The organism is Pseudomonas sp. S31, assembly GCF_016648105.1.
In the GTDB taxonomy this organism is placed as follows: Bacteria; Pseudomonadota; Gammaproteobacteria; order Pseudomonadales; family Pseudomonadaceae; genus Aquipseudomonas.
Window position 1 is genome coordinate 1 of record NZ_JACVVE010000012.1, and the last position, 13,562, is coordinate 13,562.

A 13,562-nucleotide genomic window follows, 5' to 3' on the forward strand; every position below is an offset into this window, starting at 1 on the left:
TCAGTGGATGCCGGCCTGACTTACGCAAGGTGAGTTGGGCGGACGCTTACAATCATGGGCCGGTTTTCCCCAATTGGCTGTTATGTTGCGCAATCCCAGCCAAATCAGTTTGGTCGCTGCGTCATCATTCGGGAAATGCCCGCGAGTCTTGATGACCTTGCGTAGCTGGGCGTTGATGCTCTCGATGGCGTTGGTGGTGTAAATCACCTTTCTGATAGCCGGAGAGAAGACGAAAAATGGAATCACTCGATCCCAGGCGCGTCTCCACGTTACTTTGCCATCACCTTACTCAGCACCGCCGGTGCCTGCGTGATGTTGGGATGGTTCAACATGCTGATCGCGCTGGGCGTTTATTGGCTCAAGCGCCGCTATCAGCGACCACGCGCCGTTGCTGTTGCGCCATAAGAGCACTTAGGGGCCCACTGACGTCGCCTCTCATGAGGCACGTTGATCGCATGCACCACCGGCAATCTCCCCTCACTCTTCCCCAAAATAATCACTATCCATCTGCTTCACCTCATAAACCTGCTTCACACTAACCCCCAAATTATTCTCAACCATCAACCGCGCCAGCTCGACACCATCAATCAACACCACCTTGATATCCAACCCAAGCGCGGCCTCCCGAGCCCCTACCGAGAATTCTGAGGTAGTAATAAACACGCCTTTGCGCGCTCGCTGCCGGGTCAGCGCGCCGATGAATTTATCGATCTCGGGCCGATGCACGGTGTTAGTCCAGCGCTTGGCTTGCAGGTAGATCACATCCAGACCGAGCTTGTCTTCCTTGATGATCCCGTCAATGCCATCGTCATTGGTGGCCTGTGTGGCTCTACCGGCCTCTCTTCGCGACCCGCCGTAGCCCATGGCAAGCATCAAATCGACAACCAGCTGCTCAAAAAAAGCCGGCGTTGCCGCCCTCACTTGTGTGAGAATTTCATCAGCCAACGATTGCAAAAGCGCCTGATGCGCCTGTGCCAGTTGCTCGTCTGGCGTAATCTCGGGCACCTCGGTCTCAAGCCCTTCCAGCACATCGACCATTTGTGGTTTGGCTGTGTGGAAGTGGGCAAATTCGGGAAATTGCTTCAACCAGGTCACTGTGAGCCGCTCGGGCCCATTGGCTAGCGCTTCCCGGCCACGCGCGGTGATCTGCACCATTCCTTTGTTGGGAATAGTCAGCAAACCGGCTTTATTCAGGTAGGTCCGAGCCCAGCCTACTCGGTTGTTGATCACCGTCTGGCGACCCGACGACAGGCGCTCTTTGCGCTCGTTCTCGGTCAACTGGAAGACATCAGCGATGTGCTCGCGCAACGCGCTCAGCGGCATCGCTACGCCGTCGCGTACCGATTCCAGCACCGGGCGCATGATGGTTTGAAAATCTGGGATGGACATCCAGGCTCCTTATGTTCAATCAATGCTGCGCTGCACGCTCGCAGCCCTGCCCCCAATCGGGAAAATCTAGGGCCGATGAACGTGCAGATACTTGGAGGTCTGGCTATCAAACCACCTGATACTCCCCCTCAATCGGCGCACGCGCGCCAAACGCCTGGGTCAGATGGCTTTCCAACTCCGCCAACTGCTCATGCCGCCTGCGCAAGTTTTCCAAGCTTTGCTCCTGCTCCAGCAGAATCTTCTCGAACGCTTTAATCTGCGGCGCGAAGATCTCCATCACCTTTTCATGATCCTGAAGCAACTTCATCGGCTCAGCGAAGTGGCTCTTCACTACTTCAGCCAAGTCATTTTGCAGCTGCTTCAGCTCGGCCTCAGCACGTTGCTGCTGAACCACACTGATGGCGTCGGTCAGCACCTGAATCCCTGCACCGATCGGTCCGGCCCAACGGCTGATATTTGCCGCTAGCTTGGTCGCTTCCCAGGGTTTGAATTTGTAGACATAGCCCGTGAGGTTCTTCAGCGTTTCCCGCGCGAGAAACACTCCGTTCTTGATGCTCTCGACCGGAATCTTCGAAACCGCGCTCAACGCTCGACTGGAGGCAGCCAAGGCCGAGGCTGCAATGCTGTCGGCGAAGTCGGAAGAACTGTCGAGCTGATGTTCAATCTTCGCACTGATGCCATTCATGATGCTGGACGACTGGTTGAACGCGGTGCTGAACAGGTGATCGATGCGAAAACGCAACTTTTCGCCAATATCGTCCTTGGTGAAGCCAATTTTCGATTCCAGGAACGCGTGCACTTGGTCACGGGGCAACGTGCGAATACTGTTGAGCAGGTCGGTTTCGAGGTTGTTCAGCTCCTCGTAGAGATTGCCGACTGTGGCCAGGACCTTGCGCTTGCCCTCCGCAATGTCCTCTTGAATGCGCGCCGAATCAAGGCGCTGGTTATCGGCCAGTAACTTGAACTTGATCAGCTCGTCTTGAGCGACGGCGATCTTCTTGCCCAGTACATCGCGCACCACATCGATGCCGGTCTTTTTGATCAAGGTGTCGCGGCCGCTGCCATCCAGCACTTGCTGAGTCACCTGCTTGAGCTCGCCGATACGCGAACGCTGGTCGTAGAGGTCTTTTTGCTCCAGCCAGAAGTCCAGTCCGCGACTATTTGGGTTGGAGGCGACGCACACTACGTTGATCGCTTCGAGTTCTGCGGGCGTTAGATCGACGAAGCGCTGCAGCTTATTCAGCAGGTTCGTTTTCTTGATGGCGCTCTGCTGCTCGAATTCTTCGGGGTCGCGCAAGTCGGCGACCTCGTCCATTTTATTGATGACGAAAATGGTCGAGGTCAGTTTATTCAGGTCGCGTAGCACCCAACGCACGATGTCTTGGTGACTGTCTTTCAGCGGGTTTGTGGCGTCGACAACATAGAATATCAGGTGCGCTTCGGAAATATAGTTCTTTGTGATATCGCCATATTGCACTACGGCGCCGTCTTCCGCTGCCTTCTCTTTGTCACCGAAGAGGCCGGGGGTGTCGACAATTTCACAACGGTCCTGGAGGTTGTCAGGGCGGTAGATCGCCAGCGCGTCCGAGGACTCGTTGGTGTCGATCTTCATGTCCTTCATTACTTGGCCAAGCCAACCGGCGACCACGCTGGTTTTGCCGTCGGAGAATGCTCCAAGCAAGGCGATACAGAGGGCATCGGACTGCACGTCACCTATGGCTTTCTTGATTTTGTCGATGTCTTGCGAAACATCCAGGCCCAATTCTTCAAGCGCGCCAACCATTTTGTGCAGGTTGTCGAGCGACTTGATGACCTCGGTCTTGCTGGCGTTGAACTGTTTAAATTGTTCCATGGGGTTTGGCTTCCACTTGCTGTTTGAGAGCCTGGATCGAGGCAATTTTTTTATCGAACAAAGCGGTGACATCGGCCATCTTCCGACGCTCATCTTTGAGCTGGCGCAGCACGCTGTCTTCGATCTGCTCGCTGATTTTCGCCAGCATTCCTTTGGTATCGGTAGCGAACGTCTGGGTGACTTTGTCGCGCTCGGTTTGAATGGCCTTGGCCACCTGTTCCTGGGCTTCAGCGATTTTTTTGCCGCGCCCGCCAAAGAAGTAGCTCAGGCCCGCAGCCACCAGGCCGAACACACCGCCGACGATTGCCCCGACTATGTTGCCGATCCCTGGGAATACGGTGCCTATGCCAAAACCACTGAGTGCGTACCCGCCAACACTTAGCAGGAAGCTGCCGACGTCGGAAAAATTGAAACTGATGGCGTCCATGGCGCTGGAGAGCGACAAGGAGCTGTTTGCCGCTTCGCTCAACTGCTGCTGAAAGCTTACCCGCTTGGCATTTTCTTGCAGGCGTTTGAGCGCGCGTTCGATGGCTTGGGTAAGGTCCTCAAGCAATTGCTGCTGGGTGGTTTCTAAGCGCTCGGCTAGCCGATCCTGGCCCTCGCTGACATGCTGTTGAATCACCCGTTCCACATCCTCTTTATCGCTGAAATGCTCTTCAACCGCATTACGGGCTGCCGAGTTCAGTTCATTGAAGAAGCGGTCTAATGCGCTTTTACGCTTGGATGTGAAGCTGCTTTTGAGCTCTTCGAAGCTTTTGCGAATGACGTCCTGGCATTCCTGGACCTCGGCACCGATTTTCTCGGAGAAAGCCTGGTGCTCGTCACGCTGCTTTTGCAGGTCATTGATGGTGTCTTGCAACAGGCGCAGCACTTTGCGCTTGTTGCTTTCGACAATGTCTACCTCGAAGTTGGCGCAGCTGTTGCCGATGACATCCTGCAATTGATCTAACCGGCTGAAGCTGCGCATGGCCTGCTGGCTCGTGAAGTCTTGCAGGTAGGTGCGCTGCGACTTGAGCAGGTCGGTGCGGCTGGGGTGGATGCTGGTCAGGCCTCGCTGATCGAAGGCCACGCTGGCAAAGCCCAGCAGCCCTTGCAGCGTTTGGCAGCCACTGACCAACTCGGCGCCGAGCATGTCCTCAAGCACTTCCTGGGTCTGGTCGCGCATCGCTGCCGCGTCTTTGTGGGTCTGCTCGAGCGACTCGCGGTCGCGCTCGAACTCGTAGGTGTCACCCTTGCCGCGCAAGTTGCAGATGGCATACACCTTGGCATCACGGTTCAGGTAATGCTTGATCTTCTGCGCGGTGTTCTGTTCGGGCTTTTTGTTGGTGCCGTTCACGTAGAACACCAAATGAGCCTTGGCGATGGCCGCTTGCACCATCGCTTCGTATTTCTTTTCGTTGCCTTCGATGCCTGGCACGTCGATCAACTGGAACGACTTGCCTTGGTGGGTGAAGTGGTAAACGACGTTGTCCTGAGTGAAGTCTTCCTGACCGGTGCCGACGATTTCGCCATCGACTTGGCCGGCAACGCGCTGCAGGCGCTCAAGTTGTTGCTGTTGCTTCAGCAGAGTGGGCAGCCTGTCGCTGACCAGCTCGCTCAAAGAATGTTGTTCGCGCATGGGAAAGTCCGAAGTCTATGGGATGAAAGTCAGTTCAAGGCGATCAACGCCCCGCCTCACATCAACTGCGCATAGCCCACGGCACCGGCGATGGCACCGATCACCACGCCGCCCAACAGCCCCAACCACAACTTCATTTTGCCACTCTGCTCAAGCGCTACGCGGGTGGCTTCACCCTGGCGCTGGCGTTCGCTCAGCTGCGCTTGAGTCGCCTGCAACTGGTTACCTTGCTCGGTCAGCTGTTGCTGGCTGCGCTGGAAATCGGCCCGCACGCCGTGCAGCTGAAGCTCTACCTGCTGCATCGCGCTTTGAGTCTGAGTGAGCGCCAATTGGCTCTGGCTTAACCGCGCCTCGCTTCCCTGCAGCGATTGGCGGGTGCTTTCCAGGTCGGTAGTCGCACTGGTCAGGCGCTCTTTGCTGTAAGTGAGATCCTGCTGGGTGTGCGCCAGTTGTTGCCGGGTACTCACCAAGTCGCGCTGGGTCTGGTTGACCAGCGCCCCGATATCGTCGCCTAATGTGGCGATGTCTTCGCAGAAATTCACGTACCGTGTGCTGAGCTCTTCGATCAGCTCATCGCTTTTGCTAGAGAACACCGCCTGGATGTCTTTGGCGGTCGCCTGGTTACGCTCGATCAGCGCTTGACGCTTCTTCTCTTCGAACAGGATCCGCAGGCTTTCGATGATGGTGCTCTTGCCGGCGTTGGTTTCGCCGAAGAATGCAATGGTGAAGTTTTCCCACTCCGCGTGCTTCTCCAAGTAGGTGATTTCGCTGTCGAAGCGCGACTTCATTTCGCCGAGCTTATCCTTGACGCTGGCAAGGTGCGCGTTGCCTTTGTCATTACTCACGTCCAGCCGGGAGACATCATCCAGCGCTGTGGCAATGTCATTCGCTACCCGAGCGTACAGCTTGGAGAAATCTTGAGCACTACTCATATCGTTCCCTGTTCATTCTAGGCTGGATCCAATTCAGCACGGTAAATTGCATTTTGCCACTACGGCTGTCAAGTTCATCTTCGCCATACCGGCGCCCGCCACTGAGCGACTAAACGCTGTATCGGACAGCTGAGTAGTTTCTTGCGAATATGCCCATTACATCGTGGACAGCAGCTGCTCCACTCCCCTGGATGCAGCGCGTCACCAGCCGGTGTAACAGTCCTGCGCCAGCGGCAATTGGAGCACTCCAGCATGTAAGGCATAGGTCGAATCGGCATCATTCGCTCTCCTTTATCCTCACGCTTGCGCTCAACCGGTCTATCTGCGCTTTGAGCTCCCCGCTTATACGCTGCTCGGCGCGCAGGCTACGTTTTAGTTCGCGGTTCTCGCTTTCGAACACCTTGGCCCAGCGCAGCATTTCTCGGCAACGGCTAAGGCCCATCCAAATCTCCCGCAGCCGCAGGTACTGCACCAGCAGCACCACCAAGATCACCCCAATCAAGCCCAGCGCACCCGCCGTCAACCAATCATACAGACTCATATCCCTCTCCAGAAAAAAGTGGCCATGTGCAATCAATGCCAGACACACGATATGTAGCCTCAGATGACAGGTCCATAGTGTTGACCTATACAGGTAAAGTTATGGAACACACGGAGGGGCTATGAAACGCAAGCAATCTATTGCTCAGGTCCGCTGGGACCTGGCACTTCGCTATCGCTTGATCGAAACCGTGGCTTGGTGGGAAGGCCGGCTGACCACGGGCCACCTGATGCAGAGCTTTGGCATCAGCCGCCAGCAAGCATCTAAAGACATCAACACCTACATCGCCGAGCATGCGTCTAGAAACTTGACATATGACAAGCGGATCAAAGGTTACGTACCTACGCCGCACTTCAAACCACGCTTCATCGACCTCAGCGCCAGCGCCTACCTCGATATGCTTGCTCAGAACAATGAACGAGCCCCACATATCGAAGGGCTGAAGCTGGCCTATGCGCATACATTGATGTTGCAGGTTCCCGATCGCAGCATTCAGCCTGAGGTGCTTCGCCCCCTTTTGCGGGCCTGCCGGGAAGGGTTGCGACTAGAGGTCGAATACGTTTCGCTGGCCAACCCCGAGCCTGAGATTCGCTTGATCGAACCGCACACTCTGATTCATACCGGCATGCGCTGGCACGTTCGGGCCTACTGTGAGAAAAACAGCGCGTACCGCGACTTCGTGCTCAGCCGCATACGCGGCAAGCCAGACCTGCTGGACGGCAATGGCAATGGCATCGATGGCGATACAGTCTGGAACACTGAGGTATCGGTGATCCTGGAGCCTGACCCGCGGCTCGACGCCGCGCAGAAAGCAATCATAGAGGCTGACTACGGCATGCTGAATGGCCGGCTGGAGATCCCAAGCCGACAAGCGTTGGTCAAATATTTGCTGCAACGCTATCAAATCGACCCGAAGAACCTCGACCCTAAGCCAGAAGCGCAGCAGGTCGTGATCGCCAACTTGAACGCGCTTAAGCCTTGGCTCTACGACTGATTCAACGCGCTCGTTTCATCCCATAACAACGAATAATGCACCATAGGAAGAAACCAACACCCATGACAGCCGTATCTCCCCCAACGACCATCCCGCAAAGCTCATCTCCCGCGCCCGCCCCTTCAGCCTCCAACAGCCCCCGACAAGCACTATTCAAACTCCTCGCCGATGTCAAATGGTGGCTGCCGGTAGTCTCAACGCTTATCTCAATCTCACTGCTCACCAAGTACCTCTGGGTCATCCATCACCCCGAGTTGATCCTGAGTTCGTTAGGGAACCCTTCAAACCTCGTTGCCTGGTTATTCTTCAGCCTGCTGATACTCGCGTCGCTGCTGCTCATCGTATCGGTGCCGTCTTTGGTCTTCACGGTGAGCATGTCTGTATGCACCGTTGACAGAGAGCTGGAAAAGAGACTCGCCTTCCGCTTCGGCCTCATCGTAGGCTTGGGCTACCTACTGCTATCGCTCAACTTGCTGGGGGCGCTCTTTGATCACATCATGGCCCCTGCGTACTTCTTCCCCATCGTCGTAGTCGCGGCCGCGCTTGCCTTAATAATTCTGCTTCACCGCGATGCGCCCCTGCGCAACAAAGTACTGGAGCTACCGGCTGGTCCCCGCAAACCCTGGCATCGCAAACTCTATTACACAGCCACCGTAGGCTGGCTAGGTACGCTGCTAGCGTTCACCTCGGTAAGTGGAGTCATGCCCGCCCAGCTAGCCATCATGACGTGGCGAGGCGGGGACAGCAACGAAGAGGCATTTGGGGCTATTGCTCTCTGCTTATTGATAATGTGCCTCTACCTAGCGCCAGTCCTCGCCTTTTATTTGACAAACGGCGATGCGATGAAGCGCATCGGCCGAGCCGCACAGGTGCTGCTCGGGTGCATCTTCGTTAATGCCATGCTGTTGCCGGCCCTCTTGGACTTATGGGTCTACTCCGCCGCCAATCTGATCAAAATCAGGGACAATACCGAGCTGAGCTATGTGTTGAACGAAAAGGATTATCCGAAAGAGGTATTCAGTAGCGCCCCGTGGCAACTGGAGAGCTACCAGGGGCCGAATGGTTTGTACAGCGTCAGGGCGTTTCGTCAGTTCCGCTTCGGCGATACGTTGTTGATCTGTCCCGCTAGCTACCGAAATATCGGTTTGAAAGAGATCGACAGCTTCGCAGATCGCTGTATCGCGTTGTCCGAGGCCAAGGTGCATGTAGCCGCTCCTTTATTAAATAAGGAAGCCGCGACGGTAGCCAAGCCGGATTGATCCTGCACCCTAGCAATCATCAGGGGACGCCTGTAAACCCGAGATGATGGTCATACAGAACACGATCGTCGTGTAGCACGTTGGGGGGCAAAGCGACTAAAACTTACCCAACTCGTTCAAAGCACCCTGCCCGTCGGCGGCTGCGGATCAACTCAGTAGAAACGGCAACGCATATAGTACCGGCAGCGGAGTGCTGGCGGACGGGGGTTCAAATCCCCCCGGCCCAAGCATCACCTGCAGACTGGACGCCCAGGCAACGGCAGACTCTTTAACAGCAATCAAATCCCCAATAAAAAAATCCAGCCACCTCTCGATGACTGGATTTTTCAGGGATTTTTGGTCGGGACGGAGTGATTCGAACACTCGACCCCTTGCACCCCATGCGCTTAATCAGTGTATTTTCCTGGAGTTACCTGGACTGCCACGGAAAGCCTACAAGCTAGTAAATACGTGGCATACAGGCTATATTACGTTCTATCTCTGTCCATCAGCATCCACCTACAGCCGGTCGATCCGGTGGGGCAAAAGTGGGGCAAAATTCCAAGGTGATCGACCTTGGCTAGGGGTAGACATTGGCAAAGATCACAGTGAAGCAACTCGAAGCACTCACCCCCGCCGATGATGGCAAAACGCTCCGTGAAGAGGGTGGTCTGACCGCCAAAGTTCGTGCAGGTGTGCGCGGCGTTACAGCGCTGTTCCGCTACGAGTTCAAAATGGGCGGAGCCAAACGCGATCAGCGCCTGGGCAGCTGGCCCAAAAAATCGCTAGCGCAGATTCGTGCTGAGCGAGACGAAGTGAGAGCAAGCGTTACTAAAGGCATAGAACCCGCCATTGCCCGAAAGGCAGCTAAGATCGAGGCTCAAGCTGCCGTCGCCGCAACCATTGCTGAAGCCGAGCGTCAGGCTGCCGAGAACAAGACGGTCACCGACCTTTTTGAAGAGTGGATGCGCGACGGGGTATCTCGCCAGGACGGCAACGCAGAACTGCGCCGCAGCTTTTCCAAAGACGTGCTACCAGCTATTGGCGATAAACCACTGCGCACCCTGACTGAAAAAGACCTGCTTACTCTCCTGCGGTCGATCAAAGCCCGCGGTCTAAACCGTACCGTCATTATTCGCAGCAAGGACATAGGTCAGATGCTGAGATGGGCCGAGAAACGCAAGCCGTGGCGCACCCTGATGGTAGACGGTAATCCCGCCGACCTGATTGATGTCAATAAACTACTTGATCATGACTATCAGGAGCAGCGCGATCGCCTTCTATCCACTGACGAAATCCAAGAGCTGCAACAAATTTTCACTCGCTTGGTGTGTGAGTATGATGCCTTGCCCGCCGGACAAAAATATTCCGGCATCCGACCTGTGAATTCCCGCGTGCAATGCGCAGTCTGGATCTGCCTTAGCACGCTCTGTCGCATTGGAGAGCTACTAAAATCCGAATGGCGACATGTCGATCTCGAGAACGGCACCTGGTTCATTCCAGCAGAAGCCACCAAAGGTCATAAAGGTAAACGGCAGGATCACCATGTATTCCTATCATCATTCGCGCTGAACCAGTTCAAACGTCTTAGAGAAGAAACAGGCCACACCCCGTTCTGCTTTCCCAGCAAAGACGAAAGCAGTCATGTGGATACCAAAACAGTCAGCAAGCTGATCGGAGACCGGCAATGCTGCTTCAAGAATCGCAGCAAGCCTTTATCTGGCCGGCATCACGACGACTCACTGGTACTAAGCCAAGGTAACAAGGGCGAATGGACCCCGCATGACTTGCGTCGTACAGGAGCGACCATGATGCAGGAGCTCGGTGTGACATTAGAAATCATTGATCGTTGCCAGAATCACCTGCTGGGAGGCTCAAAGGTACGCCGGCATTATCTGCATTATGACTATGCCAAGGAGAAAAATGAGGCATGGAGCAAACTCGGAGAGCGTCTTGAAAACATCCTTCTGGCTCCAGCGACTTAAATCTGATCAGCACTCACAGGAACGGGAAAAGAGAATCGCTTCGGGCTTGTAAGCCTTTGAAAAATAAAACTTTTCAGCTATCCATAAAAAATGGAAACCCTTGATTTTGGACTCATTCTTAAAGGTAGACAAGCGGATTGCGCCAAAATGGGTTTTCTCCAGTCCGAACAGAGCTTCTGTCATTTTATTCTTCTGCTCGGACGCTTAGCCGCTCTCGCAAACACTGAACGAATACCGATTTCTGAAGATAAGCCACATTCAACCGGGTCCACGGTGTCACGGCCTTCTGGTTGGTCTGGAAGATCGCCCCCGGCGCCAGCATCACGCCCCTGCCCTGCACTTCTCGGGTCAACACGGCGGTATCATCGATACCCGGAAAACGCGCCCACAAGTACAAGCTCTGTTCCGGCCGGCAGAACACCTCGGCGCCGAGCTCGTCCAGCACCCGCAACCCGCCGGCGGTGGCCTCCCGCACCCGGTCCTGCAAGCGCATCAGGTGGCGCAGGAAGTGCCCTTCGCTGAGGATCACATCCGCCGTGCGTTCGCACAGCTCTGAACAACTGGTGTGCAGCATCATCTGCAGGTCAGCCAGCTCGTCGATGGCCTCCTTGCTGCCGGCGATATAGCCCACGCGCAAGGCCGCCGACACCGACTTGGAGAAGCTGCCGATGTACAGCGAACGGCGCAGTTGGTCGAGCGCCGCCACCTTCAGCGCCGAGCTGGGCTTGAAATCCGCCAGCGCATCGTCCTCGACCAGCAGCAGGTTGTGCCGCTCGGCCAGTTGCAGCAGGCAGTGGGCCTTGGCTGGGGAGATGTCCGAGCCGGTGGGGTTGTGGCACACCGACTGGATGAAGAACAGCTTGGGCCGTTCGACACGCAGCATGGCTTCCAGTGCATCCATGTCCGGGCCGTCCGCCAGGCGCGGTACGCTCAGCAACCGTGCGCCGTGCAACTGCAACTTGCCGAACAACGGGTAGTAACCCGGGTTTTCCACCAACACTGCATCCCCCGGCACCACGAAACGGCGGATGACCAGGTCCAGCGCATGGTTGGCGCCATGGGTAGTCACGATCTGCCGGGGCGTGGCATTGATGGCGTAGCTGGCCAGCTTGCGCACCAGGCTCTGGCGCAGCCCTGGGTTACCCAGGCGGTTGCCATAGCGGAACAGGTTGCCGGCGCCGCTGCGCATCGCCTGCCGGGTAAATTTGTCGAGGCGCATGTCCTGCAGCCAGGCCACTGGCGCAAAGCCCTCGCCCAGCGGCGCCAGCCCAGGCTCGCGAACAAACTGCTGACGCATCATCCAGATGGTGTCCATAGCCCGGGTATAGGGCGGCGTTTCATCCACTTCGCCAGCCTGTACCTGTGCCCCGACGAAAAAGCCCTGGCCGTGGCGCGCCTCCACCAGCCCCTTGGATGCAAGGATCTCGTAGGCGGTGATCACCGTGTTCTTCGAATGCCCGTGCAAGCGCATGTATTCGCGTAGCGATGGCAGGCGATCGCCAACCTTGAGCACGCTGCTACGGATCTGCTGCTCGACCGCATCGGCAACCTGTTGGGCAAGGGTGACTCGGGGCATCGACGAACTCCTTAGCTGCCATGGGTACAGCCCGGGTACTGTTGGGCAAAACTGTACGTTCATTCAAGGGCACAGTGGCTGCACATTTAGCACCACGCCGGCGACGCGCTCAAGCCGCCGCCCAACAACAATGACTCCAACGGAGCCCTTATGAGCCTCGACTCCCGCCTGCCCGCCTTCCGTAACCTGTCCCCCGCCGCTCGCCTGGACCATATCGGCCAACTGCTCGGCCTGAACCCCACCGACGTCAACCTGCTGGCCAACGCCGGTGCCCTGCCGCTGGACATCGCCAATGGCATGATCGAAAACGTCATCGGCACCTTCGAGCTGCCCTATGCCGTGGCCAGCAATTTCCAGGTCAACGGCCGTGATGTGCTGGTGCCACTGGTGGTCGAAGAGCCCTCGATTGTCGCCGCTGCCTCGTACATGGCCAAGCTGGCCCGCGCCAATGGCGGCTTCATCACCTCCAGCAGCGCCCCGCTGATGCGTGCCCAGGTACAGATTGTCGGCGTCCACGACCCGCTCAATGCGCGCCTGAGCTTGCTGCGCCGCAAGGACGAAATCATCGAACTGGCCAACCGCAAGGACCAGTTGCTCAACAGCCTGGGCGGCGGCTGTCGCGATCTCGAAGTGCACACCTTCGCCGACTCGCCACGCGGCCCGATGCTGGTCGCGCACCTGATCGTCGATGTGCGCGACGCCATGGGCGCCAACACCGTCAACACCATGGCCGAGGCCGTGGCACCGTTGATGGAGGCGATCACCGGTGGCCAGGTACGCCTGCGCATTTTGTCCAACCTGGCCGACCTGCGCCTGGCCCGGGCCCAGGTGCGGATCACCCCGCAGCAGCTGCAAACCGACGCATTCAGCGGCGAGGCAGTGATCGAAGGCATCCTCGACGCCTACGCCTTCGCCGCCATCGACCCGTACCGCGCGGCCACCCACAACAAAGGCATCATGAACGGCATCGACCCGCTGATCGTCGCCACGGGCAACGACTGGCGTGCCGTGGAGGCCGGCGCCCATGCGTTTGCCTGCCGCAGCGGCCACTATGGCTCGCTGACCACTTGGGAAAAGGACGGCAACGGCCACCTGGTCGGCACCCTGGAAATGCCGATGCCGGTTGGCCTGGTCGGTGGCGCGACCAAGACTCACCCATTGGCACAACTGTCGCTGCGCATTCTGCAAGTCAGCACCGCCCAGGAGCTGGCGGAGATTGCCGTGGCCGTAGGCCTGGCGCAGAACCTCGGGGCCATGCGCGCTCTGGCCACCGAAGGTATCCAGCGCGGCCACATGGCCCTGCACGCGCGCAATATCGCGGTGGTGGCGGGTGCCCGCGGTGATGAAGTGGATTGGGTTGCACGTCAGCTGGTAGAAAATCACGATGTGCGTGCCGACCGCGCCGTAGCGCTGCTGAAACAAAAGCGCGGCGAATGA

10 protein-coding genes and 1 pseudogene are annotated in these 13,562 nt (G+C 57.1%); 4 read left to right on the forward strand and 7 right to left on the reverse strand.

The annotated features are described in order from the left end of the window. The 6 genes and pseudogenes from IAE37_RS11100 to IAE37_RS11125 form a co-directional block, all read right to left on the reverse strand. Positions 1 to 267, reverse strand: a pseudogene (locus IAE37_RS11100) (transposase); the annotation flags it as partial. Between the two features lie 210 nt (positions 268 to 477). Further along, a complete protein-coding gene (locus IAE37_RS11105) occupies positions 478 to 1,389 on the reverse strand; it encodes a restriction endonuclease (RefSeq protein ID WP_201173344.1) in 912 nt (303 codons plus the stop codon). A gap of 106 nt (positions 1,390 to 1,495) precedes the next feature. Next, the gene (locus tag IAE37_RS11110) at positions 1,496 to 3,241 is read right to left on the reverse strand and encodes a LeoA/HP0731 family dynamin-like GTPase (protein ID WP_201173346.1); all 1,746 of its coding nucleotides are present in this window, start codon (positions 3,239 to 3,241) and stop codon (positions 1,496 to 1,498) included. Then, on the reverse strand, positions 3,228 to 4,859 hold the full coding sequence (locus tag IAE37_RS11115; RefSeq protein ID WP_201173349.1) for a GTPase: 1,632 nt from the start codon (positions 4,857 to 4,859) through the stop codon (positions 3,228 to 3,230). Before IAE37_RS11115 ends, IAE37_RS11110 begins: the two co-directional genes overlap by 14 nt. A 56-nt stretch (positions 4,860 to 4,915) precedes the next feature. Further along, on the reverse strand, positions 4,916 to 5,791 hold the full coding sequence (locus IAE37_RS11120; RefSeq protein WP_201173351.1) for a hypothetical protein: 876 nt from the start codon (positions 5,789 to 5,791) through the stop codon (positions 4,916 to 4,918). Between the two features lie 277 nt (positions 5,792 to 6,068). Beyond that, positions 6,069 to 6,332 (reverse strand): hypothetical protein, encoded by a 264-nt coding sequence (locus IAE37_RS11125; RefSeq protein ID WP_201173352.1) that lies wholly within the window; start codon positions 6,330 to 6,332, stop codon positions 6,069 to 6,071. A 121-nt stretch (positions 6,333 to 6,453) separates the two neighbouring features. Between IAE37_RS11125 and IAE37_RS11130 the strand changes: the two genes are divergently transcribed. The 3 genes from IAE37_RS11130 to IAE37_RS11140 all read left to right on the forward strand — a co-directional run bounded on the left by IAE37_RS11130 (position 6,454) and on the right by IAE37_RS11140 (position 10,549). Continuing rightward, positions 6,454 to 7,326: a helix-turn-helix transcriptional regulator gene (locus IAE37_RS11130; protein ID WP_201173353.1), complete on the forward strand. Its 873-nt coding sequence runs from the start codon at positions 6,454 to 6,456 to the stop codon at positions 7,324 to 7,326. 62 nt (positions 7,327 to 7,388) lie between these two features. Continuing rightward, positions 7,389 to 8,585: a hypothetical protein gene (locus IAE37_RS11135; protein ID WP_201173354.1), complete on the forward strand. Its 1,197-nt coding sequence runs from the start codon at positions 7,389 to 7,391 to the stop codon at positions 8,583 to 8,585. A 572-nt stretch (positions 8,586 to 9,157) separates the two neighbouring features. Further along, on the forward strand, positions 9,158 to 10,549 hold the full coding sequence (locus IAE37_RS11140) for a tyrosine-type recombinase/integrase (protein WP_201173355.1): 1,392 nt from the start codon (positions 9,158 to 9,160) through the stop codon (positions 10,547 to 10,549). A gap of 184 nt (positions 10,550 to 10,733) precedes the next feature. Here the strand turns inward: IAE37_RS11140 and IAE37_RS11145 are convergent, their stop codons facing one another. After that, positions 10,734 to 12,125 (reverse strand): aminotransferase-like domain-containing protein, encoded by a 1,392-nt coding sequence (locus tag IAE37_RS11145; RefSeq protein WP_201173358.1) that lies wholly within the window; start codon positions 12,123 to 12,125, stop codon positions 10,734 to 10,736. A gap of 150 nt (positions 12,126 to 12,275) precedes the next feature. Between IAE37_RS11145 and IAE37_RS11150 the strand changes: the two genes are divergently transcribed. After that, on the forward strand, positions 12,276 to 13,562 hold the full coding sequence (locus IAE37_RS11150) for a hydroxymethylglutaryl-CoA reductase, degradative (RefSeq protein WP_201173359.1): 1,287 nt from the start codon (positions 12,276 to 12,278) through the stop codon (positions 13,560 to 13,562).

Bases quoted from the DNA above. Each gene is read 5' to 3' on its own strand.
- IAE37_RS11105 (WP_201173344.1), bottom strand. From the start codon at position 1,389: ATGTCCATCCCAGATTTTCAAACCATCATGCGCCCGGTGCTGGAATCG.
- IAE37_RS11115 (WP_201173349.1), bottom strand. From the start codon at position 4,859: ATGCGCGAACAACATTCTTTGAGCGAGCTGGTCAGCGACAGGCTGCCC.
- IAE37_RS11125 (WP_201173352.1), bottom strand. From the start codon at position 6,332: ATGAGTCTGTATGATTGGTTGACGGCGGGTGCGCTGGGCTTGATTGGG.
- IAE37_RS11150 (WP_201173359.1), top strand. From the start codon at position 12,276: ATGAGCCTCGACTCCCGCCTGCCCGCCTTCCGTAACCTGTCCCCCGCC.
- IAE37_RS11135 (WP_201173354.1), top strand. From the start codon at position 7,389: ATGACAGCCGTATCTCCCCCAACGACCATCCCGCAAAGCTCATCTCCC.
- IAE37_RS11130 (WP_201173353.1), top strand. From the start codon at position 6,454: ATGAAACGCAAGCAATCTATTGCTCAGGTCCGCTGGGACCTGGCACTT.
- IAE37_RS11145 (WP_201173358.1), bottom strand. From the start codon at position 12,125: ATGCCCCGAGTCACCCTTGCCCAACAGGTTGCCGATGCGGTCGAGCAG.
- IAE37_RS11120 (WP_201173351.1), bottom strand. From the start codon at position 5,791: ATGAGTAGTGCTCAAGATTTCTCCAAGCTGTACGCTCGGGTAGCGAAT.
- IAE37_RS11110 (WP_201173346.1), bottom strand. From the start codon at position 3,241: ATGGAACAATTTAAACAGTTCAACGCCAGCAAGACCGAGGTCATCAAG.